The organism is Chloroflexota bacterium, assembly GCA_020850535.1.
Classification (GTDB): Bacteria; Chloroflexota; UBA6077; order UBA6077; family JACCZL01; genus JADZEM01.
Genome location: JADZEM010000031.1, coordinates 17,047 through 42,745, shown reverse-complemented (window position 1 = coordinate 42,745; position 25,699 = coordinate 17,047). Strand labels below are relative to the sequence as shown.

Here is a 25,699-nt window from a genome sequence, read left to right as displayed (position 1 = left end):
GTCCTGAAAGAGTCGGGCCGTTTGCCCCTCCGACCGACGTGCCCTTCGCTACGACAATCAGGGTAAAGACGGCACGAGGAACTCGTGCCGGGCCTGGACTGGAGAGCGCACACCGTGGGCACGATCACACACAGCGAGCAGGCAGCACCCGCCCCCCTAGGTCGCTCGTCGCAGGCGCGACGCATGGTCGCCATTGATGGCAACGAGGCGGCGGCCTCAGTGGCGTACCGAGCGAACGAAGTCGTGGCGATCTATCCGATCACGCCATCCTCGGCGATGGGCGAATCGGCGGACCAGTGGGCAGCGGAGGGCCGCACCAACATCTGGGGCACCATCCCGCTCGTACAGGAGATGCAGTCGGAAGGCGGCGCCGCCGGGTCCATCCACGGGGCGCTGCAGACCGGGGCCCTGGCAACGACCTTCACGGCAAGCCAGGGTCTCCTGCTGATGATCCCGAATATGTTCAAGATCGCCGGCGAGCTGACCAGCACCGTCTTCCACGTGGCGGCGCGGTCGCTGGCGGCGCAGGGCCTCTCGATCTTCGGAGACCACTCGGATGTGATGGCTGCCCGCTCGACGGGCTGGGCGCAACTGTTCGCGTCCTCCGTGCAGGAGGCCGCCGACTTCGCCCTGATCTCGCAGGCGGCGGCGCTGGAAGCGCGCGTGCCGTTCATCCACGTCTTCGACGGCTTCCGCACCTCGCACGAGGTCCAGAAGGTCGAGCCGCTCACCGACGACGACATCCGCGCCCTGCTCGACCCTGAGCTGATCGCTGCGCACCGCGCGCGGGCGCTGTCGCCGGATCGCCCGTTCATCCGAGGGACGGCGCAGAACCCAGACGTCTATTTCCAGGCGCGTGAGACGGTCAACCCGTACTACCTGGCGACGCCGGGCATCGTGCAGCGGCTGATGTACCAGTTGGCCGCCCGCACCCGCCGCAGCTATCGCCTCTTCGACTACGTCGGGGTGCCGGACGCCGAGCGTATCATCGTGATGATGGGTTCGGGTGCGGAGACGGCCGTCGAGACGGCCAAGGTCTTGATGGCTCAGGGTGAGAAGGTTGGCGTGGTCATCGTGCGGCTATACCGCCCGTTCGACGCCGAGGCGCTGATTCGGGTCATCCCGCAGACCGTGCGGCGGATCTCCGTCCTCGACCGCACCAAGGAGCCAGGATCGGCCGGCGAGCCGCTCTACCAGGATGTCGTGACCGCCGTCTCCGAGGCGATGTCTGGCGACAACCCGCCCTTCGCCCGCCTGCCGAAGATCGTCGGCGGTCGCTACGGCCTCTCCTCGAAGGAGTTCACGCCGGGCATGGTCAAGGGCGTCTTCGAGGATCTGGCCCGCCAGCAGCCGAAGAACCACTTCACCATCGGCATCGACGACGACGTGACGCACACCAGCCTGCCCTTCGAAGAGGATTTCGAGATCGAGGGCAAGGAAGTCGTCCAGGCGATCTTCTGGGGCCTCGGGTCGGACGGCACCGTCGGCGCGAACAAGAGCTCCATCAAGATCATCGGTGAGGAGACCGACAATTTCGCGCAGGGCTACTTCGTCTACGACTCGAAGAAGGCTGGCGCGCGTACGACCTCGCACCTGCGCTTCGGGCCGCACCCGATCAACGCGCCGTACCTGATCCGCCGGGCCAGCTTCGTGGCCGTCCACCAGTTCAACTTCCTCGAACGGTACGACGTGCTCAAGGAAGCTGACGAGGGCGCAACGTTCCTGCTGAACAGCCCGTACGGCCCGGAGGAGGTCTGGGATCAGCTCCCGCGCCCGATCCAGGAGACGATCATCGCCAGGAAGCTGCGGTTCTACGTGATCGACGGCGGCGAGGTCGCGCGGGCGGCCGGCATGGCGAACCGTGTGAACACCGTCATGCAGACCTGCTTCTTCGCGATCAGCGGCGTGCTCCCGCAGGCCGAGGCCATCGCCCAGATCAAGAAGGCGATCAAGAAGAATTACGGCAAGCGTGGACAGGCCGTCGTCGACAAGAACTTCGCGGCGGTGGACAGCGCCCTGGCTCACCTCTACGAGGTGACGGTCCCGGCGGCGGTGACCAGCACCGTCGAGCAGGTCGCGCCGGTCCCGGCCGATGCCCCCGAGTTCGTGCGGAACGTCACGGCGCGGATGATCGCCGGCGATGGCGACCATCTCCCCGTCAGCGCGCTGCCCGCCGATGGCACCTACCCGAGCGCCACCACGCGCTGGGAGAAGCGGGCCATCGCCACCGAGGTGCCGGTCTGGCAGCCGGACCTGTGCATCCAGTGCGGCAAGTGCGTGATGGTCTGCCCGCACGCCGTGATCCGCTCCAAGGTCTATCAGCCGTCCGCGCTCGATGGTGCACCGGCCAGCTTCAAGAGCACCTCGGCCCGCTGGCGCGAGCTGCCGAACCACCAGTACACGCTGCAGGTCAGCCCGGACGACTGCACCGGCTGCACCCTGTGCGTCGAGGTCTGCCCGGCCGCGGAGAAGGGCAACCCCTCGAACCGAGCCATCAACATGGCGGCTGTCGAGCCGATCCGCGTGGACGAGCAGGGGAACTGGGCCTTCTTCGAGTCGCTGCCTGACCTGCCGAAGGCGAACGGCCTGTCCTGGTCGAACGTCAAGAACGTCCAGCTGTTGGAGCCGCTGTTCGAGTTCTCGGGCGCCTGCGCCGGCTGCGGCGAGACCCCGTACCTCAAGCTGGTCAGCCAGCTCTTCGGCGACCGCGCCATGATCGCCAACGCCACCGGCTGCTCGAGTATCTACGGCGGCAACCTCCCGACGACGCCGTGGTCGGTGAACCGCGACGGGCGCGGCCCGGCCTGGAGCAACTCCCTCTTCGAGGACAACGCCGAGTTCGGCCTGGGCATGCGGCTGACGCTCGACAAGCAGCAGCAGTTTGCGCGTGAGCTGCTCACCCGCATGCGGGACGAGGTCGGACACGAGCTGGTGGACAGCCTGCTCGCGACGGACCAGACCGACGAGGCTGGCATCGAGGAGCAGCGGCGGCTCGTGCAGAAGCTCAAGCGCCAGCTTGCCCTGCTCGACAATCCGTACGCGCGTGACCTCGGCAGCCTGGCGGACGTGCTGGTCCGCAAGAGCGTGTGGATCGTCGGCGGCGACGGCTGGGCCTACGACATCGGCTACGGTGGCCTGGATCACGTCCTGGCCAGCGGCCGCAACGTCAATATCCTGGTACTCGATACGGAGGTGTACTCGAATACGGGCGGTCAGGCCTCGAAGGCGACCCCGCTCGGCGCAGTGGCCCGCTTCGCGGCCGGCGGCAAGCCGACCCCGAAGAAGGATCTCGGTCTCATCGCCATGACCTACGGCAACGTCTACGTGGCGCAGATCGCGATGGGCGCAAGCGACGTTCAGACGCTCAACGCCATCCGCGAAGCCGAGGCCTACGATGGACCGTCGCTGATCATCGCCTACTCGCACTGCATCGCCCACGGCATCGACATGGCCAAGGGCATGGAGCACCAGAAGCTGGCCGTCGAGTCTGGCCACTGGCCGCTCTACCGCTACGACCCGCGCCTGCACGTCGAAGGGAAGCACCCGCTGCGCCTCGACTCGAAGGAGCCGACGCGCCCGCTCTCGGACTACCTCTACAGCGAGGGTCGCTACCGCCAGCTGGCCCAGTCCGATCCGGAGCACGCGGCCGAGCTGCTCGACCACGCGCAGCAGGCGGTCAAGGCACGCCGCAAGGTCTACATCCAGCTGCTCGAACAGGACTAGCGGAAGGTCCCTCACCCCGCCCCTCTCCCGCACGCGGGAGAGGGGAGACGGATCGAGTGGCTCGCCGTTTGCCTGCTGAGCCCCGGCGTTCGACTGACACGACGACCACCCCCTGATGCCCCGAAAGGAGGCTCCCCATGGCCCAGAAGACGACCGCCAACCAGAACGACCTGGCCGACCTGATTGCCTCGCTTCCCGAGTGCATGGGAGCCGACTTCGACGCGGTCTGCGCGCCCTCGCGCTACAACGATCTGGCCTGCGCGGACGTCGTCGAGACGGCGGAGCGCATGGGGATCGACTTCGCGGTTGCGCCGTTCAGCGTCGAGCAACTCCACCTGGGCATGGCCGTCGAGGCGGACCAGCGCGGCGTTGCCCCTGACGATCTTCTGGACGAAGACCTGCTGGAGCTGGGCAAAATCGCGATGTACAATCTGCAACGGCAGAGCGATTTCTACACGAAGTTGACGGCTGCACACGCGCCCGGCGACCCGGTACCGGCAGGCTATCACCTGGCGGATGTCGGCACCGACTAGCCCGTGAGCGGCGTGCAGCCGCCTGACAGGTCATCCCATCCCCGGAGGAGCGTGATGCCCTCAGTGGGTACGAAGGCTGGGACGAACGCAATCGCCGCCCCCACGGACGACAAGCGATGGCGGGTCGTCGATGCCACGATGCGGCGCCATGGGTATCGGCCCGCGGCGCTCATCGAGGCGCTTCATTCCGTTCAGGAGTCATTCGGCTGTCTGGACGAGCCGGGCTTGCAGTACGTTGCCGCGAGCCTGGGTGTGCCGCTGTCGCGCGTCTTTGGCGTCGCGACGTTCTATCACTATTTCAGTCTGAAGCCGCAGGGCGACCATACCTGTGTGGTCTGCACGGGGACCGCGTGCTATATCAAGGAGAGTCCGGCTCTGTTGCGCGCAATTGAAGCTGAGTTCGGAATCGCGAACGGCGAGACGACGCCGGATGGCTCGCTCTCCTTGCTGACGGCCCGCTGTCTCGGAACCTGCGGCCTTGCGCCGGCCGCTGTCCTCGACGGCGACGTGGCTGGCCGCCTGCAGCCGGCCGAGCTGCTCGAACGGCTACACCAGCTCGTTGGGGCCGCGAAGGAGGTTGCAGCACGATGACACCGGAGGAGCTTTCTGAGCTTGCCGTTGCTGAGCGCCAGCGGCTCGACCGACTCGCCCACCAGATCAACGTCTGCACGGCGACGGCCTGCCACGCGTCCGGCAGCGAGGCGATCAAGACCCGCCTGACCGCCGAGGTGCGCGAGCGCGGCATCAGCGGCCAGTGCCTGATTCGAGGCGTCGGCTGTCGCGGCCTGTGCACCAACGGCCCGATGGTCAGCGTCGAGCCGCAGGGCGTGCTCTACCAGCACGTGACCGCGGACGATGCCCCGGCCCTGCTCGACAGCCTTGCGTCAGAGCCGGTCTCGCACATTCAGGCCCCGACCGACGATCCGTTCTACACGCGCCAGCACCGAATCGTGCTGGAGCACGCCGGCGAGATCGACCCCGAGCAGATCACCGAGTATATCGCCGTGGGCGGCTACCAGGCCCTGGCGAAAGCGCTCTACGAGATGTCCCCGGCCGATGTCGTCGACGAGCTGACCACCAGCGGCCTGCGCGGCCGGGGCGGGGCCGGCTTTCCGACCGGCCTCAAGTGGCGGACCGTCGCCAAGGCCCTCAGCGACCGCAAGTTCGTGATCTGCAACGGCGACGAGGGGGATCCTGGCGCGTTCATGGATCGCTCGGTGCTGGAGAGCGACCCCCATCGCGTCCTGGAAGGTATGGCGATCGCCGCCTACGCTGTGGGCGCCCACGAGGGGTTCCTGTACGTCCGCGCCGAGTACCCGTTGGCCATCAAGCGGCTGACCACGGCGATCCGCCAGGCCCGCCAGCGCAACCTGCTTGGCGACGCCATCCTGGGGACGCCGTTCACGTTCCACGTCGAGATCCGCCTGGGCGCTGGCGCGTTCGTGTGCGGCGAAGAGACCGCGCTGATCGCGTCCATCGAGGGCGAGCGCGGCTCCCCACGCCCCCGACCGCCGTACCCGGCCGAGGTCGGTTTGTGGGGCCGCCCGACGCTCATCAACAACGTCGAGACGCTGGCCAACATCGCCCCGATTATCAAGAACGGCGGTGCGTGGTTCGCCGGCATCGGCACCGAGAAGAGCAAGGGCACCAAGGTCTTCGCGCTGACCGGTCAGGTCAAGAACACCGGCCTGATCGAAGTGCCGATGGGGATCTCCCTGCGGGAGATCGTCTTCGACATCGGCGGCGGCGTCCCGGAAGGCCGGTCGTTCAAGGCCGTGCAGACCGGCGGACCGTCCGGCGGCTGCATCCCCGACGAGCTGCTGGACAGCTCTGTGGACTATGAGTCGCTCACCCGGCTCGGGTCGATCATGGGATCGGGCGGCATGATCGTGATGGACAACACGTCCAGCATGGTCGAGGTGGCCCGCTACTTCATGGAATTCTCGATGACTGAATCGTGCGGGAAGTGCATCCCCTGCCGCGTTGGCACGGCGGAGATGCACGGCATCCTGACGCGGTTCTGCGAGAAGCGGGCGACAGAGCGCGACCTCGCGCTGCTCGAACAGCTCTGCGATCTGACCAGGCATGCCAGCCTGTGCGGCCTGGGCCAGTCCGCGCCGAACCCGATTCTCAGCACGCTCCGCTACTTCAAGCAGGAGTACCTGGCGGCGCTCGAGAGCAACCAGCCTGAAGAAGTCGGCGCTGCCGCCGAGGAGGGGCGATCATGACCGTGCCTCCAGCTCGGATCCGGACCCTCACCATCGACGGCAAGGACGTCGGGGCGCGCGAGGACGAGACGATCCTCGACGTGGCCCGCGAAAACGGCATCTGGATCCCCACGCTCTGCCAGATGACCGGCCTGTCCAACATCGGCGCCTGCCGGCTCTGCCTCGTCGAGGTGGCCGGCAGCACCAAGCTCCAACCGGCCTGCGTGACCCGTGTCGAAGAGGGCATGCAGGTGACCGCGCACTCGGACCGTCTGGCCGAGTACCGCAAGATGATCGTCGAGCTGCTCTTTGCCGAGGGGAACCACATCTGCTCGGTCTGCGTGACCAACGGGCACTGCGATTTGCAGTGGCTGGCCCAGCGGCTGGAGATCGACCATATCCGCTTCCCCTACCTCTACGGCAAGCGGTCTGTGGACGCCTCGCACGAGCGCTTCGTGCTCGACCACAATCGCTGCGTCCTCTGCACGCGCTGCGTCCGCGTCTGCGACGAGGTCGAGGGCGCGCACACCTGGGACATCATGGGGCGCGGCACCAACGCGCGAGTCATCACCGATCTCGCGCAGCCGTGGGGCGAGTCAACCAGCTGCACGAGCTGTGGCAAGTGCGTGAGCGTCTGCCCGACAGGCGCCCTCTTCGAGCAGGGCAAGGCCGTGACGGAGATGGTCAAGCACCGCGAGCTGCTGCCCATGCTCCTGACGATGCGAGGACGGCAGCGATGAGTACTGACCTCACCCCCCCAACCGCCCGCTCCGACGCGGAGCGGGGGGAGCCGAAGCCGAAGGTCAAGGCGGCGACGGTCTGGCTCGACGGCTGCTCCGGCTGCCACATGTCGTTCCTCGACATCGACGAGCGGCTCATCGAGCTGGCTCAGCACATCGACATGGTCTACTCGCCGCTGGTCGATCCGAAGCAGTTCCCCGACCATGTTGACGTGGCCCTGGTCGAGGGCGCCGTCAGCAGCGAGGAGGATCTGGAGAAGATCAAGCGCATCCGCAAGCACACCAGCATCCTCATTGCCTTCGGGGATTGCGCGGTGACGGCGAATGTGCCTTCGATGCGGAACTCCTTCAGCGTGAAGGACGTGTACCAGCGCGGCTACTTCGAGACGGCCACCCGGCGGGCCGGCGTGCCCGATCAGGTCGTGCCGAAGCTGCTGCCGCAGGCCCGCCCGATCCACGAGTACGTCCCGGTCGACGTGTTCCTTCAGGGGTGCCCGCCCCCCGCCGACGTGATCTACGGCCTGCTGACCGACCTGCTGGCTGGCCGCAAGCCGAATCTCACGGAGCACACGCGTTTCGGACGCTGAACGAGTAGGCAGTGGTCAATAGGCAGTAGGCAGCCAGGAGCGGCGTCGGCGTACGGCGTTCCGGTCGGCCCGCTGCGATCGCTTCTCCACTGCCTACTGCCCTCTGCCTACTGGAGCGAAGCGACGATGGCCCGACAAATCACCATCGACCCGGTCACCCGCATCGAAGGGCACGCCCGGATCACCATCCAGCTGGATGACGCCGGCGCGGTCCAGGATGCGAAGTTTCATATCACCCAGTTTCGGGGCTTCGAGAAGCTGTGCGAGGGCCGGCCGTTCCACGAGATGCCCAGCCTCATGGCGCGCATCTGCGGCATCTGCCCCGTCAGCCACCTTGTCGCCTCGGCCAAGGCGTGCGACGCCATCCTGGCCGTGCAGATCCCGCACACGGCGGCGAGCCTGCGCCGGATCATCAACCTGGCCCAGCTGATCCAGTCGCACGCGCTCTCGTTCTTCTACCTTTCCGCGCCCGACTTGCTGTTGGGGCTGGAGAGCGATCCTGTCACCCGGAACGTCTTCGGCCTGATGCGCGAGCATCCCGAGGTGGCGCGCGATGGCATCCGGCTGCGCCAGTTCGGCCAGCACGTCATCGAGCTGCTCGGGAACAAGCGCATTCACCCCGCCTGGGTGGTCCCTGGCGGCGTCAGCGAGCCGCTGGCCCCCGAGAAGCGCGCCGAGATGCTGGCGGCGCTGCCGGAGGTCACCGGCATCGTCGAGAAGGCGCTGGAGCAGTTCCGGACCGTTTTCGATCAGTTCCGTGAGGAGGTCCAGACGTTCGGGCGGTTCCCGTCCCTGTTCATGGGGCTGGTGAACGACGATGGCGGCCTGGAGCACTACGAGGGCAAGCTCAAGGTTGTAGACGACAAGGGCACGGTCCTCGAAGAGGGGATCCCGCCGGCCCGCTACGCCGAGTATATCGGCGAGTCCGTCGAGCCGTGGAGCTACCTGAAGTCGGCCTACTACCTGCCGATTGGCTACCCGGACGGCATGTACCGCGTCGGCCCGCTGGCGCGGCTCAACGTGGCGACCAGTGTCAGCACCCCGAAGGCTGCCCAGGAATTTGCCGCGTTCAAGCAGTTGGAGGCGTCCGGGCCGGTCCTCAGCTCGTTCCACTACCACTACGCTCGCCTGATCGAGATCCTCTACGCGCTGGAGAAGATCGATCAGCTGCTGAACGAGCCGGACATCCTCAGCGACCGCGTCCGCGCCCACGCCGCCCCCAACAACCTGACGGGCGTCGGCGTCGCGGAAGCGCCGCGCGGCACCCTGCTCCACCACTACAAGGTGGACAAGAACGGCCTGATGGAGTTCGCCAACCTGATCATCGCCACGGGCAACAACAACCTGGCGATGAACCGCTCGGTGTTCCAGGTGGCCCAGCACTACGTAGACGGAGAAAAGCTGCAGGAGGGTATGCTCAACCGTGTCGAGGCCGTCATCCGCGCCTACGATCCGTGCCTGAGCTGCTCCACACACGCCATCGGCAAGATGCCGCTGCGGATTCAGCTCAAGGCCCCGGATGGGACGGTCCTGGACGAGCTGGTACGCGACTCTGACGGGAAGCGTGGCTGATGACCGTGTCTACGGCTCTCGGCAGGCGGCCGCTCGTCGTGGGGTACGGCAACCCGCTCCGGGCAGACGATGGTTTCGGCTGGCAGGCGGCCACGCGGCTCGCCGGGCAGCTCTCCGAGACCGCTGCCCGGGTGCTGGCCGTCCACCAGTTGACGCCGGAGCTTGCCGAGGACGTGGCGCAGGCATCGCTGGTCGTCTTCCTGGACATCCACGAGGGCGGACAGCCAGGGGTGCTGATCGAGCAAGCGCTGGAGGGCGGCAGCGGCCAGGAGGTCGTCGCGTTCAGCCACGACGTGGACGCGGAGGCGATCCTCTTCCTGGCCGAGACGCTCTACGGCCACCGGCCGCCGGCGACCATGCTCTCGGTGGGCGGGTCCGACTTCTCGTACGCTGTCGGGCTGTCGCCGCCGGTCGATGCAGCGCTACCCGTCGCCCTTGACCGCGTCCGCTCGATCCTTCGATCCAGTCCCCTGGATCGTCCACCGCGTCTTGCGAACCCGCGTACTGCCCGTCCGTAGGGCGGGGGCCTGTCCCCCACCTGACACACTGCCGCAGGGGCGGGAGACAAGCCCCGCGCTGCACGATCCGTTGCGCACGCTGGATCACGTGGGGGACAAGCCCCCACGCTACGACGCTCACTGTCCGGGAGTCTGAATCATGCACGAGGTCGCGGCTGTCAGCGCGCTCGTCGATGCCCTGCTGGAGGCTGCCGCGCCACACGCCCCGTATCGTGCGGATCGGGTGCGCGTGCGGCTCGGCAGCGCGTTCTCGGAGGATGCACTGTATCAGGCGTTCGAGATGCTGACCGAGAGCACGCCGTTGCGGGACGTGCCGCTGCTGGTCGAGCGCACCAATCACACGATCGATTGCCGGTGCGGGTTGGAGCAGGTCATCCGTGCCGACGATCTGGCCGGCCACATGTGGGTCTGCTCGAATTGCGGGCACGTCGAGGAGGTCGCCGACGAGGACGACCTGATGCTGCTCGGCTTCGACCTGACGCCCCTGGGCCAGCCGGCCACCGCTGGGGGCCGCTGATGTGCCTGGCCGTGCCGCGTCGGGTGCTGCAGATCGAAGCCGGCCGCGTGCTGGTGGATTGGGAGAGTGGTCCGCTCTGGGCCAGCAGCGCGGCGTTCCCCGATCTGACGGTTGGCGAATACGTGCTGGTACACGCCGGGCTGGTACTGGAGCGGGTCTCGGCTGAGGAGGCCGAGACCCTGCTGGCGATGCAGGCGGAGCTTGCGGCGGACGACTTCGGCCTGCCGTCCACACCGATGGGCGGGGACGCGCCCCGCTGATGCGTTCCGCTACTGCATCGGCGAGATCGGCGTGGGGATCAGGATAGTCGTCTCCATCTCCGCGAGGCACTGGGTACCCTTCGGCACGAAGGCCTGCCACTCCGGATCGGCCAGCGCGGCGGCGCGCACCTGCGCCCGGTGGTTCAGGTCGTCGTAGGCCCACAGGTGCGCCGCGACGTTCAGCTTGCCGATCTCTGCGGTCCAGAGCCCGACGATCTTGGAGTACTTCTCGCGGGCCGGCAGGACGCCCTTGAAGAGCTTCGTCCAGGCGGGGATGCCCGCGCCGGTGCCGCGGTAGCGCCGCAGCTCGTAGACGTGGCCCTTGCCGGTCGGCGGGTGCAGACCGACATCGCCGTCGAGGTTGAGCAGCACGTTCTCCTGAGACACCATCATGTCGCGGACCTGGGAGACGTACTGCTCGTTCCAGCCGGGCAGCGTGGCGAGGCCAGCGCGCAGCGTCTCGCGCTCGGCAAGGCTGGGGTAGCTCCACAGGTGGAAGAACTGGTTCAGCGGCCCGATCTCGGTCGTCCAGCAACCGACCAGAGTTCCGTGGTTGTCGCCGCGCAGCTTGTACGCGACCTCGCTGTTCAGCTTGACGAAGGCCGGCTGGGTGCCGGGCTTGACCGTGTAGATGCGCAGCTCGTAGATCACGATGTCCCCTCCTCGTTCGTGCGCTCAGCGTCGAGAATATGCTCGAGATAGAGTCCCACGTCCTTCACAGCGGCAGCGCCTCGTGTAACACACGGTCTCGGATGCGCGGGTGGAGCGCATCGGCTGTCGCGACATCGACGCTGCACCCCAGGAGATCCTCAAGGTCGAGCATCAGGCCGGCCGGAAACCATGGCGACGGGTTCTGGCCGACATCGATCAGCAGATCCAGATCGCTGTCGGGGCTGGCCGTGCCCCGCGCGACCGACCCGAATACCCACACATTCGTCGCGCCGTGGCAGACGGCGATGCGGAGGATCTCTTCTCGGTGTGCGAACAGGGCCTGCTGCGTCGTCATGGCACGCTGAGCGTACCACGCCGGTACAGCCATCCGTGCCGGCCGGGCGGGCGTCTATGCCAGCGTTGACTGGCTGCGCTCGGGCACGATCCTGATCGGCCGGCGCGGCGCGGCGTCACGCTCGACGCGCACAGGGAGCGGCTCCCGGGCCTGCACCGTCGCCGGGGACGGCTGCCGGACGGGTGTGCTCGACCACGGCCAGCGGAACCGTAGGACCGGCAGCCCCAGTCGTCCGAACAGCGCTTCCAGCGCCGTCTTCGCGTCGTCAAGGATGGTGTAGACCGCTGGCACCAGCACCAGCGTCAGCAGCGTCGAGCTGAGGACGCCGCCCATGATGACGACGGCCAGCGGCGCGCGCGACTCACCGCCATCCTGCAGCTTGAGCGCCAGCGGCAGCATCGCGAAGAGCACCGTCGCCGAGGTCATGACGATCGGGCGGAGGCGAGTGTACCCTGCCTGGAGGATCGCTTCGTTGCGCGGCATGCCTTCGCGGCGCAGCAAGTCCGTGAAGTCCACCAGCAGGATCGCGTTCTTGCCGACCAGCCCCATCAGCATGATCGTGCCGATCAGCGAGAAGATGTTGAAGGTGTTGCCCGTCAGGTACAGCCCCAGGAACGCCCCCACCAGCGCCACGGGCAGGCTGAACATGATCGCGAGCGGCGTCAGCAGCGACTCGTAGAGCGCCACCATCAGCATGTAGACCAGGATCACCGAGAGTGTCAGCGCCTGGAGGATCGTCGTGAAGGCCGTCTCCTGCTGCTGCACCTGTCCGGCGTAGCTGAGCTGGTACCCCTGCGGCAGCGGCATGCCGGCAAGCTCGGCGCGCACGTCCCGCGTGACGTCGCCCAACGAGCGTCCGGCGACGTTGGCCGAGACCTCGATGACCCGCTGGCGGTTGGTCCGCTGGATCCGGGCGGGACCGCTGTCCTCGATCACGTTGGCGACCTGCCCCAGACGGACCAGCGTGCCGCCTTCCCCGAACAGCGGGATCGAGGCGATGCTGTCGCCGGTGCGCTGCGCGGCCGGCGCGATGACCCGCACGTCCACCTCGTCGCCGGTCGGTGGGTGCATCTGCGTCGCCACCGTGCCGCCGATGACCGTCCGCACGGCCGTCGCCACCGCCGATGCGCTCAGGTGCAGATCGTCGAGCCGCCGCCGGTCCACCACGGCCCGCAGCTCCGGCAACTGATCCTGGGCGTTGTTCTGCACGTCCACCGCGCCCGGCGTGGCCGCGACCACCGACTGGACCCGCTGGGCGAGCTGCTGGAGCGCCCCGAGATCGTCGCCGGCCAGCCGGATGGTCAGGCCGCCACCGCCGCCCTGCGCCAGCGGATTGGCGACCGTCGCCCGGACCTGCGCCTGTGGCAGCTGCCGGAACAGGGTGCGCGCCTGGGCCAGCACCTGCTGTACGGAGCGACTGCGCTCGCTCTTGTCCACCAGCTGCACGGCGATCTGGGCGTTCCGTGAGCTGGTCGAGCCGCCGCCGAAGCCGCCGCCGCTCCCGACCGTCGTGAACACGGTGCGAATCTCCGGCACCTGCCCGAGCAACTGCTCCAGCCGCCGCGTCACGGCGTCCGTGGCCTGGAGCGAGGTGCCGGGCGGAAGGGACATGCTGATGGTGAACTGGCCGTCGTCCTCCGTGGGGACGTACTCCGAGCCGATCAGGTTGTAGTGGAGCATCGCCAGGGCGCCGGCCAGCGCGCTGAAACCGATCAGCACCACGACCCATCGGAAGCGGAGCCCGACGGCCAGCAGGCCACGGTAGCCGCTGGCGAGGGCGTCGTACCCACGGTCCCAGAACGCGCCGAACCGAGCCAGCGGTCCGCTCTCGTGTACGCCGGGGGCCAGCCAGCGTGAGGCCAGGAGCGGCGTCAGCGTGAACGAGATGAACAGCGAGAACAGGGTGGCTGCCGCGATGGTGATCCCGAACTCGCGGAACAGCCGCCCGATGTTGCCGCTCATGAAGCTGACCGGCAGGTAGACGACCACGTCCACCAGCGTGATCGCAATGGCGGCCATCCCGATCTCGGTGCGGCCCCTGAACGCGGCGTCACGGGCGTTCTCGCCGTGCTCCAGGTGGCGGGTGATGTTCTCCAGCACCACAATCGAGTCGTCCACGAGGATGCCGATGGTCAGCGCCAGCGCCATCAACGAGACGATGTCCAGGCTGAACCCGAGGAAGTACATCACCAGGAAGGTCGAGATCAGCGAGGTGGGGATCGCCAGCAGCACGATCAGCGTGTTCCGCCAGGTGTGCAGGAACAGCAGCAAAACGATGCCCGTCAGAATGACGCCGATCTGGAGATCGTCGATGACGCCGGAGAGTGCGCGCCGGGTGAACACGGACGTATCGTTGGTGACGGAGAGCTGACTGCCGGCCGGCAGGCGCGACTGAAGCCGCGCGAGCGTGGCCTTGACATTGTCTGCCACCTGGACGCTGTTCGCGTCGGACTGCTTGGTGACGGAAAACCCGATGGCGTCCTTGCCGTTCAGGCGCTGCATACGGGTCTGATCGGCGGTCGAGTCGGTGACGGTCGCCACGTCATCGACCTTCACAAGGACGGGCGTGGTCTGGATGGTCAGGCTGCGGATGTCGTCCAGGCCGGTGAGCTGGCTCTGGGTCCGCACGTCGCGCGTGTTGGAGCCGCTCGTCACCACGCCGCCCGGCTGGCTGACGTTCTCGCGAGCGAGCACGGTCTGCAGCGTTTGCAGCGAGACGCCGTACGCCTGCAACCGCTGCTGGTCGACTTCGACGTGGACCTCGCGCTGCAGGCCGCCAGACATCGTCACGTCGGCGACGCCATCGGACGACTGGAGGGCCGGCAGGACCGTGTCGTTCGCCAACTGGTAGAGATCGACAAGCGATTGCGGTCCCGAGAGGGCGACGTTCACGATCGGCTGGGCCGAGGCGTCTGCCTTGACGATGGATGGATCGCCGACACCGTCAGGCAGCCGGCCACGGATCGCCGCGATCCTGCGCTCGACGTCCATCGCCGCCTGGTTGACGTCGGCGTCCTCCACGAACTGAATGTTGATGCTGCCGAAGCCCTCGGATGAGGTTGACGAGATGGTGTTGACGCCAGCCAGCCCGGCCACGGCGTTCTCGGCCGGCTTCACCACGAGGTCTTCGACGTCGCTCGGGGAGGCCCCGGCGTACGGGATCGAGACGAAGACGGCCGGGAAGCTGATGGCGGGGAAGCGGTCGACCCGCATCCGCGTGTACGAGACCGCACCCATCAGCACAATGCTCAGGATCAGCATCAGGATGGCGAGCGGCCGAATGATGGCGAGCCGGGTCAGCGCCATAGCCAGCACCTCGTGCCAGGGAGATCAGCGTCGGGAGAGGCTGGCGGCCGGCCGACCTCTCGGCGGAGGCTGGACGTCTCGTTCACGCCCTGAGAGGCGGCGCCGCCCGCCCCCAACCGGTCATCAGCGACCCGGTCGGCCGCCAGCCCTGCCACACCAATCGTACGGTGTCTCCGTACGACCTGCCGGCAATTTCTGCCTGAAACTTGCCTGACACGGCCGCTCCGTCGAATCCTGGTGCACATGATCCAGGAGACGGCCCGCCACAATGGCCATGCCGACTTCATGCGCGAGTTCACTGATGGCCAGACTGGTGAGTAGACCGGAGTCGATGGCGCACCGCCAGTAGCGCTCCTCCAATCGTCGAGGTGAGCCCCGACGATTGTTACCGCCGGCGGTGAATTGACCGGTCCGACTCGGGTGCCGATTCGTGCTGGCGCCTGGGACCTGTTCCATGACAGCGTGCTCTTCTGCGAGGAGATCACCACGCTGCACGTGTCATTTCTGACAGACGGGCCGCTTGGACGACCCGTTCCACCGATCCTGCTCGGCCAGGTGACCCGCGCCATCCGCCGGGCGCTCGGGGAGGTTGTGCCGGAGCCTCGGTAGGCGAGGGCACGATGTCCCAGTCCGCGGACGGGTCGCCCACGTCCAGTACTCGCCGGCGCGGGCCGCCTCAATGGCCGCGTTCAGTCCGAGGAGGTTTGTCTGCTCTGCGACATCCTGTCTGGTCTAACGCAAGAGCACGTGTGGATCGGGGCGCCGGTTTGTCCCGTCGCAGACAGGACAAACTGGCAGCTTCGGTTCAGTCACCGGCAGCTTCGGTTCAGTCAGCAGTCCGTGAGAACCGCCGGATGCCGTCCCAGTCGAGGTCGAGGCCCAGGCCCGGGGCCGTCGGGATCGGCAGCATGCCGTCGGCGTCGAGCCTGAACGGCGTCTGCACGATCTCCTCGATGTACGGCGAGGGCGTCAGGTACTCCACGTAGCGGGCCACCGGCAGCGAGGCGACCAGTTGCAGGTCGGCGGCCAGCCCGACCGCCGTGTTCCAGCCGTGGGGCACAAAGGTCACGTTGTGGTCGTAGGCCATCCAGGCGATACGTCGCGACTCTGACAGCCCGCCAACCTTCGTACAGTCGGGCTGGATGATGTCCACGGCCCGCCGCTCGATCCACGGCACGAACGTCTGGCGGCGGGTGAGGACCTCGCCGGTCGAGATCGGCAGCGGCGCGTGCTCGGTCAGCGTGATGAAGCCCTCGATATCGTCCGGGGGGAGCGCCTCCTCGAACCAGACCACGTCGAACTCGGCCAGCATCTTCGCCGTCTGGAGCGCCCACTTGTAGCCGTGCGGCCAGAACGCCTCGCTGCCGCCGGCGTCCACCATCAGCTCGACATCCGGTCCGACAGCGTTGCGGGCCGTCTCCATCAGCAGCCGGTCGGTCTTGCTGTCGACCCGTCCGAACGGCCGCCATCCCAGCTTGATCGCTCGGAAGCCCCGGCCGACCACCTCCTGCAAGGTGTCCCGCAGCTTCGGCGGCTCGTCGAAGAGGATCGAGCCGTACGGCTTGATGCGGTCACGGTAGCAGCCGCCCAGCAGCCGTGCGACCGGCTGGCCGCTGACCTTGCCGAGAATGTCCCAGAGCGCGATGTCGATGCCGCTGATGGCGTGCTCGACGGCGCCGCCGCGTCCCTGCCAGAACGCCATCTGGCGCAGCTTTTCGGTCACGCGCTCCGGCTCGATGGCCGAATCGCCGATGCACCACGGGCGGACCAGCTTGAGGCCGCCCTCCACCAGCGCCTGGCTGGTGTAGACGCTGCCGATGCCGTCCACGCCCTCGTCGGTCAGGATATGCACCAGCGTGTGCAGGTTCTCCTCGGGATCAACATCATGATCCCAGCCGCCCTGCGGCGTGCGCCCCATCAGCGGAATCGAGCGGATCTCGCGGATCTTCATGGCGGCAACCCTCCCACGGACAGCGCGAGGGTATCACGGCGCACGGCCGGCGGCACGCTGCCAGCGGTCAGGCGGGGCGGCCAGCGGTGGGGCGGGGCGGCCAGCGGTCAGGCGGGGCGGCCAGCGGTCAGGCGGGGCGGCGGCGCTGGCCGGCCAGGATGCGCTCCACCAGCATCGAGAGCTGGCGCGGCATCAGTGGCTTGGCGATAAAGTGGTCGACGCCGGCTTCCAGCGCCTCGTTCTCCGAGTCGAAGCCGGTCCGGGCCGTCATCACGATGATCTGGATCCCGGCAAGGTCGGGATCGGCGCGGATGGCTCGGCAGACCTCAACGCCGCTCAGCTTCGGCATCATCCAGTCGAGGATGACGATTCGGGGCCGGTGCTCTTTGATGAGCGCGAGCGCCTCCTCGCCGTCCTCTGCCTGGATCGTCTGGTGTCCATCCAGCGACCGGCAGGCCAGATAGCGGAGCATCGCGGCGTCGTCGGCTACGAGTATTCTTGCCATCACCAATGTCAACGCCCGCCAGACAGCGGTCGGGATGGGAAAGCCCCCCTCCCAGAACCGGGAGGGGGGCCAGAGTCAAGACCGGGGTCAAGCAGCGGAGCTTACAGGCCCAGCTGCTTCCGGGCGAGCCGGGCGCCGGCCGCCAGTGCCCCGATCTTCTGGTTGCACATGTAGCGCGGGCTCCACCCGAAGCCGCAGTCCGGGTTCAGCCAGAGCTTCTCCGCCTTGACGTGCTTCAGCGTCTGGTGGATGCGGCCGGCCACGTCCTCGGCGGTGTCGGTGTAGAACGATTTCACGTCCACCAGGCCCGCGCCAAGCTCGCGGCCGTCGCTCAGCCACTCGCCGACCTTCTCGATCTCGGACATCTCGCGGCTGGCGAACTCCAGCACGAACTGGTCGGTCTTCGCCTCCAGCGCGCCGGGGAAGTAGTTGGCATAGGTCCGCTGGAACCGGCCACGCCCGAAGCGATTGCCGAAGCAGATGTGGAACGCCAGCTTCGCCTTGACGCCCTCGGTCGCCTTGTTGAAGAGGCGGGCCATCTCCTCGCCGGAGACGTTGCCACGGGCCGGCTCGTCGATCTGGATGAACTCGGCGCCGGCGGCGACGAGCCCCTTCAACTCCTCGTTGATGACCTCGCAGAACCGCTCGGCGATGTCCACCGTGCCCTTGTACTGGTCACCGGGGTGGATGCGGGAGCCGAACGTCAGCGGCCCGGCGCACGTCGCCTTGAGCGGCTTGTCGGAGTGCGCCATCCCGTACTTGAACTCGTCGATGATCCCGAGGCCGCCCTCCGGGACGTCGATCTTGCCCGTCGCGACGTAGCGCGTCTGCTGGTCGTAGCCCCAGGGGCCGTCCTTGCGCTTGATCTCGATGGGCTGGATGTTCTTGATGATGGTGTAGTACGAGTCGACGTACCCATCCAGGCGGCGCACCTCGCCGTCCGTGATCACGTCGATGCCGGCCTTGGTCATGTCGCGGATGGCCGTGTCGGCGGCGTCGTCCAGCATCTCGGCAAGGTCGCCTTCACCCCAGACGCCCTTCTCGTGCTCGCGGACGCCGGCAAACCACCAGCTGGCCTTGCCGTGAGAGCCGACCACCGTGGTCGGCAAGAGTGGCAGGTTCGCGAATCGCGTCATCGGGACAGTACCCTCCAGTGATCGGTCGTCAGAGATCAGTGATCAGCCGTCAGCTATCAGGCGTCAGTTATCAGTGGTCAGCCCGTCGTCGTGCCAGCCTCAACCGCCTCGGCGGCAGCCGCCCCAGCCGCCGCCGCCCCGTTGCCCTTGACCGAGTTGAGCAGCCCGCCCACCAGCAGCAGGTTGCGCTGGCGATCGCTCGCCTCGACGCGAGTGATGATCGTCTTGCCCTTGGTGAGGTTCTGAACCGGGATCTCGCTCTCACCCGACGCGATCAGCCCCCGTGCGTCGGCGATCTCCAGCTCGTCCAGCGGATCGAGCAGGTCGTAGTCGGCCTCGTCCACCAGCGCCAGCGGCAGCACGCCGAAGTTCGTCAGATTCGCGCGGTGGATGCGGGCGAACCCCTTGGCGATCACGGCCTTCACGCCCAGGTAGCTCGGCGCGAGCGCCGCGTGCTCGCGGCTCGACCCCTGGCCGTAGTTCTGGCCGGCCACGATGAAGCCGCCGCCGAGCGACTTCGCCCGCTCCACGAATCCCGGGTCAACCAGCTTGAAGACATGCTGCGAGATGGCCGGCACGTTCGAGCGCAGCGCCAGGATGTCGGCATGGGCCGGCAGGATGCCATCCGTGCTGATGTTGTCGCCCACCCGGGTGATGACCTGGCCGGAGATCGTCGCGGCCATCGGGGCGCGCACGGGGATCGGCTTGATGTTCGGGCCGCGCCGGATCTCCTCGCGCGTGCCATCCTCGGCCGGCGGGATGATCATGCGGTCGTCGATGGTGTAGGCGCGCGGCAGACGGATCTGCGCCGGCGCGTCCGTGATCTCGCGCGGGTCCACCACCTTGCCGGCGATGGCCGCCGCCGCGCAGGTGACCGGGCTGGCCAGGTAGACGTTGATGCCCGGCGCGCCGCAACGCCCTTCGAAATTGCGGTTGAAGGCCCGCAGCGAGACGGCCCCGGTCTGCGGCACGGCCCCCAGGCCCGGGCACGGCCCGCACGACGACTCCAGGATGCGGACGCCCGCCGCGATCAGGTCGGCCAGCGCACCGTTCTGCGCGATCATGTTGTAGACCTGCCGCGAGCCAGGGCTGCAGACGGCGTTGACCCTCGGGTGCACCATCTTGCCCTTGAGGATCTTCGCCATGACCATCAGATCCTGGTACGACGAGTTCGTGCAGGAGCCGATGGCGACCTGATCGACGGGCGTCCCGAGCAGCTCGGTGACGGGCACGACGTTGTCCGGCATGTGCGGCTTCGCCACCAGCGGGACGAGCTGATCCAGGTCGATGACGATGCGATCGTCGTACTCGGCTCCCCGATCCGGCCCGACGAGGCGGAAGTCCTGCTCGCGGCCCTGCGCCGCGAGATACCGCCGCGTCTTCTCGTCGGAGGCGAAGATCGAGGTGGTGGCACCCGCTTCCGCGCCCATGTTCGAGATCGTGGCGCGGTCGGTGACTTCCAGCGAGGCCGCGCCCGGGCCGTAGTACTCGAAGACCCGCCCGACGCCGCCCTTCACCGAGAGCCGCCGCAGCATCTCCAGGATCACATCCTTGGACGCAACGAACGGACGCAGCTTGCCGCGCAGCTCGATGCCCAGCACCTTCGGCATGCGGATGTGGAACGGCAGGCCGGCCATGGCGGTGGCGACATCCTGGCCGCCCGCCCCGAACGCCAGCATCCCGACGCCGCCGCAGGTCGGCGTGTGCGAGTCCGATCCGAGCAGCGCGTCGCCGGGCCGCGAGAAGCGCTCCAGGTGAACCTGGTGGCAGATGCCGTTGCCGGGCTTCGAGTAGTGGATGCCGTGCTTGTAGGCCACGTCCTGCAGGTAGGTGTGGTCGTCGGCGTTGCGGGTGTCTACCTGCAACAACTGGTGATCGACGTAGCTCACGGAGAGCTTCGTCTTGATGCGCGGCAGCCCCATCGCCTCGAACATCAGGTACGCCAGCGTGCCGGTGGCGTCCTGGGTCAGCGTCTGGTCGATACGCAGCGAGATCTCCTCACCCGGAATCATCTCGCCGCTGACCAGGTGCTCGGCGATCAGCTTTCTCGTCAGGTTCATCGGCGTCCGTCGTTCGGTCATCGTCCGCACCTCTCCACCGTCTTCCGCGCCTTCGACCGATGCTCGGTGAGAGGCCGCGACCGTTTGACTGTCATCCTGAGCGCAGCGAGCCTGCGAGCGCAGCGAACGATCTCACCCACAATCTGACGATTGCCTGGGAGATGCTTCGCTGCGCTCAGCATGACCTGTGGCGGCGGCGTTCCGCCGCCCTTCGATATGCTCGCGTCCGTCATTATCCGTCTAGCGTGCAGCCGCCGTCTCGGCCGGCTGCTGGAACCACGCGGTTCCGTCCAGGTAGCGCGACGGCACGAAGACGCGGCCATCCATAATCCGCCGGGCCGTGCGGAACGTGCTGACGCTGACCACGTGCCAGCCCTCGGGGCGCTTCTCGGCCTTCACGCCGATGTCCAGCACCCCGGCTCCGTGCCCGATCCGGACCTCGCCGGCCGGGCCGGCGCCGGCCCGCGTGACCTCGTGCACCACGCTGCCCTCGATGGCCGCCGCGACAGCGGTGCAGATCGCTGCCGTGCCGGCCATCGTCCGATGGCACTTGCCCATCGAGAGCATCCGCGCCGTCAGGTCGATCCTCTCGGCCGGGAGATCGACGCTGCCTGTTGTCTGGTACCGTTGCGGCGGGGCGACCATCACGACCTTCGGGATCGCCTTGGCGCTGGTGTGGGCCGTGGCCGCGTCAGACGCCAGCCCGAGGCGGACGGCAGCATGGTCACGGATCTCTTCGAGGGCGGCGTGGAGCGGCCCATTGGCGTCCACGGCCTCCGGCCGCTCGGTGGCGTCCGAGCCGAGGTCGGCGGCCCGCACAAAGACCATCGGGTTGGCGGCGTCCACAATCGAGACGTCGAAGCCGCGGCCATCGGCCAGCGTGATGGACTCGCGGATCTGGCCGGTCGGCAGCAGCCCCTTGCCCATCGAGCCGCCCGGCTCCAGGAACTCCAGCGCGATCCGACCGAACGGCCCGGGCACGCCGTCGATGACGTAATCGCCCTCTGGCTCGGCTTTGCCGTCCCGGACCGGCACGTGGCAGATGTACAAGTGGCCGGTGTTGACGCTCAGCACCCGCACAATGGTGACCGGCTCGACAGCCGGGACCAGCCCCTCGTCCACGGCGAACGGCCCGACCGCCGCCGAGATGTTGCCGCAGGTGCCGAGGAACTCGACCACCGGCTGCTCGACGTCCACCTGCCCGAAGCGGAACGTGACGTCCGCGCCAGACTCTGGGCCGGCCGCCCCGACGATCGCCACCTTGCTGAGCGACGAGATCCCGCCGCCAAGCCCGTCGATCTCCCGTCCGTACGGGTCCGGGCTGCCCAGCGCGGCCAGGATGATGGCGCGCTGGGCAGCGTCGTCGTAGCCAATCAGGTCGGCCTCGCGGAACAGTACGGCTCGGCTGGTGCCGCCCCGGTAGAACGAGGCGGGGACTGTTACTTGAGGCATCGACCGTGACCTTTCACACTACAACCCGCTCAGGGCTTCCTGAACGTCCTTGTTCCACTTGTCCAACTCGGCCTTGATGTCGCCCTTGTTGAACATGATCGTCTCGAAGGCCCGCTGATACCCTTCCGACCGCTGGACCCCGGTCAGCAGCTCCGCCTCGGAGTTCACCCGCGGCACCGCCTCCTTCGAGAGCTTGGTCCAGACCGCCGCATCCGGCAGCTTCTGCAGACCAGGGTACTTCTCGGTCCAGCCGGCAACTGGGGTCACGATTCCACCTTCGAAGAGATCGTTGCCGTGGTTCGCCGCGATGAACTGCAGCAGCTTGAACGAGGTCGCGACTTGCGGCGATTTCGCGAAGACGCCGGCGGTCCAGCCCGGGCCGCTGAAGTAGAGCGGCTTCGACGGGTTGATCTGCGGTGCCAGCAGCGACTTGATATTCTGCCACGTGTCCGGATTCAGTTGCTTGAAGGTGCCGTAGGCCCACTGGCTCATCGCCGTGGTCGAGGAGGTCTCCTCCTTCGCCAGCTTCGCCGAGCCGGACTCCTTGTCCTGCGGGCGCAGCATCGACGCGCCCTTCGCGATGTAGTCCACCAGGTTCTGCATGGCCGCGACGCCCTGCTCGGAGTTGAGCAACGAGGTCTTGCCGTCGTCGGAGACGAGCTTGCCGCCGGACTGCAAGAACATCGGCTCCCAGAAGGCGTAGCTACGGTCTGGGCCGTACCCGTGCTGGATCATGAAGCCGTCTCGAGTGATCTGGCCGCCAGCGTCCTTCTTCGTCATTTTGGCGGCGAAGGGTCCGAGGTCTGCCCAGGTGATCGGCGTCTGCTGGTACTTCGCGATATCCGCCCCGACGCCGGCCTCGTCCGCATGCTGCCCGTTGACGAACAGGTTGACGGGGATGGCGCTCCACTCCAGCGGAACGTTGAACTCCTTGCCGTCGATCTTGAGGGCGTCGGTGACGCCCTTCTCCCAGAACGCGTCCCACTTCTCCTTGCCGCCCCAGGCCCCGACATCGACCGGCGCATAGACGCCGGCCTTCCCGAATTTGAGCCGGAACGCCTCGGTCGCCTCGAAGATGTCGGGCCCGGTGCCAGACGCCAGTTGCGGCAGCATCTTGGTCTTGTAGTCGTCGTCGCGCTGGACCTGGTAGTCGACTTCGACGTTCAGCTTCTCGCGGACGGCCGGGAAGATGATCTCACGGTACGCCTTGTCGGTCGGGTCGTACTGGTGCCGCCAGAAGGTCAGCTTGACCGGTGCGTCGCCAGCGGCCGGCTTCGGAGCGGTCGCGGCGGCCGCGGTCGGCGCTGCCGCTGCCGCGGCCGGCGGTGCGGACGTGGCAGCGGCCGGCGCTGCTGGAGCGGCAGCCTGCCCGGCCGGCTTGGCCGGGGCGCTGGTCGCCGCTGGCGCGGATGACGGAGTGGCAGACTGCCCGCACGCCATCAGCAGCAGCCCGGTCAGCCCGAACGCCCCACGGCTCAGAACGGCCCGGCGTGAGAGGCGGCTGCGCTCCCTGGTCGAATCTCCTGTGTCCATTCCCTCTCCCTGGTGATCGTGCTGCGACGACGATGCCGCGGATCTGCGTTGACCACTCCACACTGGCCAGTGGCGGGACCGCCCCCTCGCGGCCCGCCGTGAGGACACCGGACGGATCAGCCCTTGATCCCTGACATGGACGCTCCTTTGATGAGCTCGCGCTGGAGAACCAGGAACAGCACCAGCACCGGGATCGTCGCGATGACCGAGACGGCGAGCAGTTGGCCGTACTCGGGGACGCGCTGCTCGCCCATGTAGAAGACCATGCCGAGCGGCAGCGTCCGCATCTCGTCCTGATTCACGACGACCAGCGGCCAGAGGAACGAGTTCCACGAGCCGGTGAAGCTGAAGATGCCCAGCGCCGAGAGGGCCGGCCGACACATCGGCAGCATGATGTTCCAGAAGATGCGCGGCTCGCTGGCCCCGTCGATGCGGGCCGCGTCCATGTACTCGCTGGGCAGCGACAGGAAGAACTGGCGCATCAGGAACGTGCCGAACGTCGTCGCGAGGCCGGGCACGATCAGGCCGGCATAGGTGTTGACCCAGCCCAGCTCTTTGATGATCAAGAACGTCGGGACGAGGGTCACCTGAATCGGCAGCATGATCGTGCTCAGAATGAAGAGGAACACGAGGTTGCGGCCGGGGTAGTCGAACTTGGCGAGGCTGTACCCCGCCAGCGAGCAGAACAGCATCGGCGAGGCCGTCTGCACGATCGACACGATCATCGAGTTGAAGAAGTAGCGCCCGATGTTCTTCTGGAACGGCAGCACGTAGTTCTGCCATTGGGGCGTCGAGGGCAGCCATCGCATCGGGACGGTGAAGATCTCGTTCTCGGGCTTCAGCGATCCGAGCACGGCGAACGCCATCGGCAGCAGCATGAAGACCGAGAAGGCGATCAGGATGCCGTAGAGTGCGGCGTAGCCCAGGATCCGGCGGGCCGGCGCCCGACGCCTCGCGGCCGGGACGGTTGGGGCCGATGGCGCGAGCGGCGCGGCGGTCATAGCTCCTCGAACCTGAACAGGCGGAGCTGGATCAGCGACAGGATCACCAGCGCCAGGAACAGCACCATCGAGATCGCCGAGGCGCGGCCCATCTCCAGCAGGTTGAAGGCGCGCAGGTAGATCTCAATCGGGATGACGCGCGTCGCGTCGGCCGGTCCGCCGCGCGTGAGCACGTAGAACGAGTCGAACGCCTGAAACGCGTTGATCAGCGCGATGATCACCACGAACATCATCTGCGGCCTGAGCAGCGGCAGCAGAATGTGACGGACGCGCGCCCAGCTGCCGGCGCCGTCGATGGCGGCCGCCTCGAGGTACTCGCTCGGAATGCCGAGCAGCCCGGCCAGCAGGATGATCATGTAGTACCCCGTCGTCTTCCAGATGTCGACGAGGATCACGCTGGGCAGCGCCAGCACTGGACTGGTGAGCCAGGGCACCCCACCCGGAACCCACGGCGAGAGCAGCTGATCCAGCAGACCGCGCGGATAGAACAGGGTCAGCCAGATCAGCGCGGCGACCACCGTGGTCATGATGACGGGGAAGTAGAACGTCAGCTCGAACAGGTGGCGGAAGCGCGGCAGCGAGAACAGCACCAGCGCCAGGATCAGGGCGATCAGGACCAGCGGGACCGTCTGGGCGATCACGAAGATGACCGTGACGCGCAAGGAGTTCAGCACGCGGTCGTTTGTGAAGATAAAGATGTAGTTGTCGAAGCCGATCCAGCGCGGCGGCGTCAGCAGATCGTAGCGCTGAAACGAGATCTCAGCAGCGCGGATCATTGGATACAGACGAAACGCCAGGAAGAGCAGCAGGACCGGCAGGACGAACGCCACGCCCCACGCCTTCTGGACTGTCCGGTACGTGAAGCGCGAGCGCCGAATGGCGGCCGGCGCAAGGGAGACCGGCTGCAGCGGCGATTGATCGACCGTGATCCACCCCCGATACGCGGACAAAGCGCCGTCACGCGTTGACTGTTGGCAGGATACCCCGGGGGTTGGCGCCGTTCAAATGTGCGGTCGTGTCATCCAGGGCAATCGCATGTTGCGTGTGTCGTGCCGCCGCGTCGGGGCTTGAAAGCCCCGCCTACGATCCTGC

The 25,699-nt window shown here is 67.4% G+C and carries 22 protein-coding genes and 1 pseudogene; 11 read left to right on the top strand and 12 right to left on the bottom strand.

All coding sequences use genetic code 11. The features are described 5' to 3' along the window. Positions 1-183: 183 nt before the first annotated feature. The 10 genes from nifJ (at position 184) to IT306_05620 (ending at position 10,657) form a co-directional block, all read left to right on the top strand. A complete protein-coding gene (gene nifJ, locus IT306_05665) occupies positions 184-3,723 on the top strand; it encodes a pyruvate:ferredoxin (flavodoxin) oxidoreductase (protein ID MCC7367886.1) in 3,540 nt (1,179 codons plus the stop codon). Positions 3,724-3,860: 137 nt separating this feature from the next. Further along, positions 3,861-4,256: a hypothetical protein gene (locus IT306_05660; protein ID MCC7367885.1), complete on the top strand. Its 396-nt coding sequence runs from the start codon at positions 3,861-3,863 to the stop codon at positions 4,254-4,256. Positions 4,257-4,310: 54 nt separating this feature from the next. After that, entirely contained in the window at positions 4,311-4,847 is a 537-nt protein-coding gene (gene hoxE / locus IT306_05655) for a bidirectional hydrogenase complex protein HoxE (GenBank protein ID MCC7367884.1), read from the top strand. Continuing rightward, positions 4,844-6,484 carry an NAD(P)H-dependent oxidoreductase subunit E gene (locus IT306_05650; protein ID MCC7367883.1) on the top strand — a complete coding sequence of 547 codons (1,641 nt, stop codon included), beginning with the start codon at positions 4,844-4,846 and terminating at the stop codon, positions 6,482-6,484. The genes hoxE and IT306_05650 overlap by 4 nt, the downstream gene beginning before the upstream one ends. Continuing rightward, positions 6,481-7,203 (top strand): bidirectional hydrogenase complex protein HoxU, encoded by a 723-nt coding sequence (hoxU, locus tag IT306_05645; protein MCC7367882.1) that lies wholly within the window; start codon positions 6,481-6,483, stop codon positions 7,201-7,203. The genes IT306_05650 and hoxU overlap by 4 nt, the downstream gene beginning before the upstream one ends. Then, complete coding sequence (locus IT306_05640; GenBank protein ID MCC7367881.1) at positions 7,200-7,790, top strand: NADP oxidoreductase; 591 nt, start codon at positions 7,200-7,202, stop codon at positions 7,788-7,790. Before hoxU ends, IT306_05640 begins: the two co-directional genes overlap by 4 nt. A gap of 126 nt (positions 7,791-7,916) precedes the next feature. After that, complete coding sequence (locus tag IT306_05635; GenBank protein MCC7367880.1) at positions 7,917-9,362, top strand: Ni/Fe hydrogenase subunit alpha; 1,446 nt, start codon at positions 7,917-7,919, stop codon at positions 9,360-9,362. Beyond that, positions 9,362-9,880, top strand: coding sequence for a hydrogenase maturation protease (locus IT306_05630; GenBank protein ID MCC7367879.1), 519 nt, complete (start codon positions 9,362-9,364; stop codon positions 9,878-9,880). Before IT306_05635 ends, IT306_05630 begins: the two co-directional genes overlap by 1 nt. Positions 9,881-10,019: 139 nt before the next feature. Continuing rightward, positions 10,020-10,397: a hydrogenase maturation nickel metallochaperone HypA gene (locus IT306_05625; GenBank protein MCC7367878.1), complete on the top strand. Its 378-nt coding sequence runs from the start codon at positions 10,020-10,022 to the stop codon at positions 10,395-10,397. After that, positions 10,397-10,657: a HypC/HybG/HupF family hydrogenase formation chaperone gene (locus IT306_05620; protein ID MCC7367877.1), complete on the top strand. Its 261-nt coding sequence runs from the start codon at positions 10,397-10,399 to the stop codon at positions 10,655-10,657. Before IT306_05625 ends, IT306_05620 begins: the two co-directional genes overlap by 1 nt. Before the next feature lie 9 nt (positions 10,658-10,666). On the opposite strand, the gene IT306_05615 is transcribed toward IT306_05620, so the two are convergent. From IT306_05615 to IT306_05605, 3 genes are all read right to left on the bottom strand, one after another. Continuing rightward, entirely contained in the window at positions 10,667-11,311 is a 645-nt protein-coding gene (locus tag IT306_05615; protein MCC7367876.1) for an NIPSNAP family protein, read from the bottom strand. A gap of 61 nt (positions 11,312-11,372) precedes the next feature. Beyond that, positions 11,373-11,663 (bottom strand): nucleotidyltransferase family protein, encoded by a 291-nt coding sequence (locus IT306_05610; GenBank protein ID MCC7367875.1) that lies wholly within the window; start codon positions 11,661-11,663, stop codon positions 11,373-11,375. A 54-nt stretch (positions 11,664-11,717) separates the two neighbouring features. Further along, a complete protein-coding gene (locus IT306_05605; GenBank protein MCC7367874.1) occupies positions 11,718-14,969 on the bottom strand; it encodes an efflux RND transporter permease subunit in 3,252 nt (1,083 codons plus the stop codon). Between the two features lie 159 nt (positions 14,970-15,128). On the opposite strand from IT306_05605, the gene IT306_05600 reads away from it, so the two are divergent. Continuing rightward, positions 15,129-15,290, top strand: coding sequence for a DUF664 domain-containing protein (locus IT306_05600; protein ID MCC7367873.1), 162 nt, complete (start codon positions 15,129-15,131; stop codon positions 15,288-15,290). Between the two features lie 323 nt (positions 15,291-15,613). Here IT306_05600 and IT306_05595 read toward each other — a convergent pair. From IT306_05595 to IT306_05555, 9 genes and pseudogenes are all read right to left on the bottom strand, one after another. Beyond that, positions 15,614-15,692: pseudogene (locus IT306_05595) on the bottom strand (hypothetical protein). A 103-nt stretch (positions 15,693-15,795) separates the two neighbouring features. Then, entirely contained in the window at positions 15,796-16,920 is a 1,125-nt protein-coding gene (locus IT306_05590) for a mandelate racemase/muconate lactonizing enzyme family protein (GenBank protein MCC7367872.1), read from the bottom strand. Between the two features lie 127 nt (positions 16,921-17,047). Then, the gene (locus tag IT306_05585) at positions 17,048-17,425 is read right to left on the bottom strand and encodes a response regulator (GenBank protein ID MCC7367871.1); all 378 of its coding nucleotides are present in this window, start codon (positions 17,423-17,425) and stop codon (positions 17,048-17,050) included. A gap of 101 nt (positions 17,426-17,526) precedes the next feature. Next, positions 17,527-18,561, bottom strand: a complete 1,035-nt coding sequence (locus tag IT306_05580) for a methionine synthase (GenBank protein MCC7367870.1) — start codon at positions 18,559-18,561, stop codon at positions 17,527-17,529. Between the two features lie 77 nt (positions 18,562-18,638). After that, complete coding sequence (locus IT306_05575; GenBank protein MCC7367869.1) at positions 18,639-20,621, bottom strand: aconitate hydratase; 1,983 nt, start codon at positions 20,619-20,621, stop codon at positions 18,639-18,641. Positions 20,622-20,861: 240 nt separating this feature from the next. After that, complete coding sequence (locus IT306_05570; protein ID MCC7367868.1) at positions 20,862-22,073, bottom strand: hypothetical protein; 1,212 nt, start codon at positions 22,071-22,073, stop codon at positions 20,862-20,864. Between the two features lie 18 nt (positions 22,074-22,091). Continuing rightward, positions 22,092-23,606 (bottom strand): extracellular solute-binding protein, encoded by a 1,515-nt coding sequence (locus IT306_05565; GenBank protein ID MCC7367867.1) that lies wholly within the window; start codon positions 23,604-23,606, stop codon positions 22,092-22,094. A gap of 116 nt (positions 23,607-23,722) precedes the next feature. Next, positions 23,723-24,607, bottom strand: a complete 885-nt coding sequence (locus tag IT306_05560) for a carbohydrate ABC transporter permease (protein MCC7367866.1) — start codon at positions 24,605-24,607, stop codon at positions 23,723-23,725. Continuing rightward, a complete protein-coding gene (locus tag IT306_05555; protein ID MCC7367865.1) occupies positions 24,604-25,557 on the bottom strand; it encodes a sugar ABC transporter permease in 954 nt (317 codons plus the stop codon). Before IT306_05555 ends, IT306_05560 begins: the two co-directional genes overlap by 4 nt. Between the last annotated feature and the right edge of the window lie 142 nt (positions 25,558-25,699).

What these genes read in the sequence shown, in the direction of transcription:
- IT306_05605 (MCC7367874.1), bottom strand. Translation starts at nt 14,969, where the DNA reads ATGGCGCTGACCCGGCTCGCCATCATTCGGCCGCTCGCCATCCTGATG.
- IT306_05625 (MCC7367878.1), top strand. Translation starts at nt 10,020, where the DNA reads ATGCACGAGGTCGCGGCTGTCAGCGCGCTCGTCGATGCCCTGCTGGAG.
- IT306_05570 (MCC7367868.1), bottom strand. Translation starts at nt 22,073, where the DNA reads ATGCCTCAAGTAACAGTCCCCGCCTCGTTCTACCGGGGCGGCACCAGC.
- IT306_05620 (MCC7367877.1), top strand. Translation starts at nt 10,397, where the DNA reads ATGTGCCTGGCCGTGCCGCGTCGGGTGCTGCAGATCGAAGCCGGCCGC.
- hoxU (MCC7367882.1), top strand. Translation starts at nt 6,481, where the DNA reads ATGACCGTGCCTCCAGCTCGGATCCGGACCCTCACCATCGACGGCAAG.
- IT306_05660 (MCC7367885.1), top strand. Translation starts at nt 3,861, where the DNA reads ATGGCCCAGAAGACGACCGCCAACCAGAACGACCTGGCCGACCTGATT.
- IT306_05580 (MCC7367870.1), bottom strand. Translation starts at nt 18,561, where the DNA reads ATGACGCGATTCGCGAACCTGCCACTCTTGCCGACCACGGTGGTCGGC.
- IT306_05585 (MCC7367871.1), bottom strand. Translation starts at nt 17,425, where the DNA reads ATGGCAAGAATACTCGTAGCCGACGACGCCGCGATGCTCCGCTATCTG.
- IT306_05630 (MCC7367879.1), top strand. Translation starts at nt 9,362, where the DNA reads ATGACCGTGTCTACGGCTCTCGGCAGGCGGCCGCTCGTCGTGGGGTAC.
- IT306_05575 (MCC7367869.1), bottom strand. Translation starts at nt 20,621, where the DNA reads ATGAACCTGACGAGAAAGCTGATCGCCGAGCACCTGGTCAGCGGCGAG.
- IT306_05610 (MCC7367875.1), bottom strand. Translation starts at nt 11,663, where the DNA reads ATGACGACGCAGCAGGCCCTGTTCGCACACCGAGAAGAGATCCTCCGC.
- hoxE (MCC7367884.1), top strand. Translation starts at nt 4,311, where the DNA reads ATGCCCTCAGTGGGTACGAAGGCTGGGACGAACGCAATCGCCGCCCCC.
- nifJ (MCC7367886.1), top strand. Translation starts at nt 184, where the DNA reads ATGGTCGCCATTGATGGCAACGAGGCGGCGGCCTCAGTGGCGTACCGA.
- IT306_05565 (MCC7367867.1), bottom strand. Translation starts at nt 23,606, where the DNA reads ATGGACACAGGAGATTCGACCAGGGAGCGCAGCCGCCTCTCACGCCGG.
- IT306_05650 (MCC7367883.1), top strand. Translation starts at nt 4,844, where the DNA reads ATGACACCGGAGGAGCTTTCTGAGCTTGCCGTTGCTGAGCGCCAGCGG.
- IT306_05635 (MCC7367880.1), top strand. Translation starts at nt 7,917, where the DNA reads ATGGCCCGACAAATCACCATCGACCCGGTCACCCGCATCGAAGGGCAC.
- IT306_05560 (MCC7367866.1), bottom strand. Translation starts at nt 24,607, where the DNA reads ATGACCGCCGCGCCGCTCGCGCCATCGGCCCCAACCGTCCCGGCCGCG.
- IT306_05640 (MCC7367881.1), top strand. Translation starts at nt 7,200, where the DNA reads ATGAGTACTGACCTCACCCCCCCAACCGCCCGCTCCGACGCGGAGCGG.
- IT306_05590 (MCC7367872.1), bottom strand. Translation starts at nt 16,920, where the DNA reads ATGAAGATCCGCGAGATCCGCTCGATTCCGCTGATGGGGCGCACGCCG.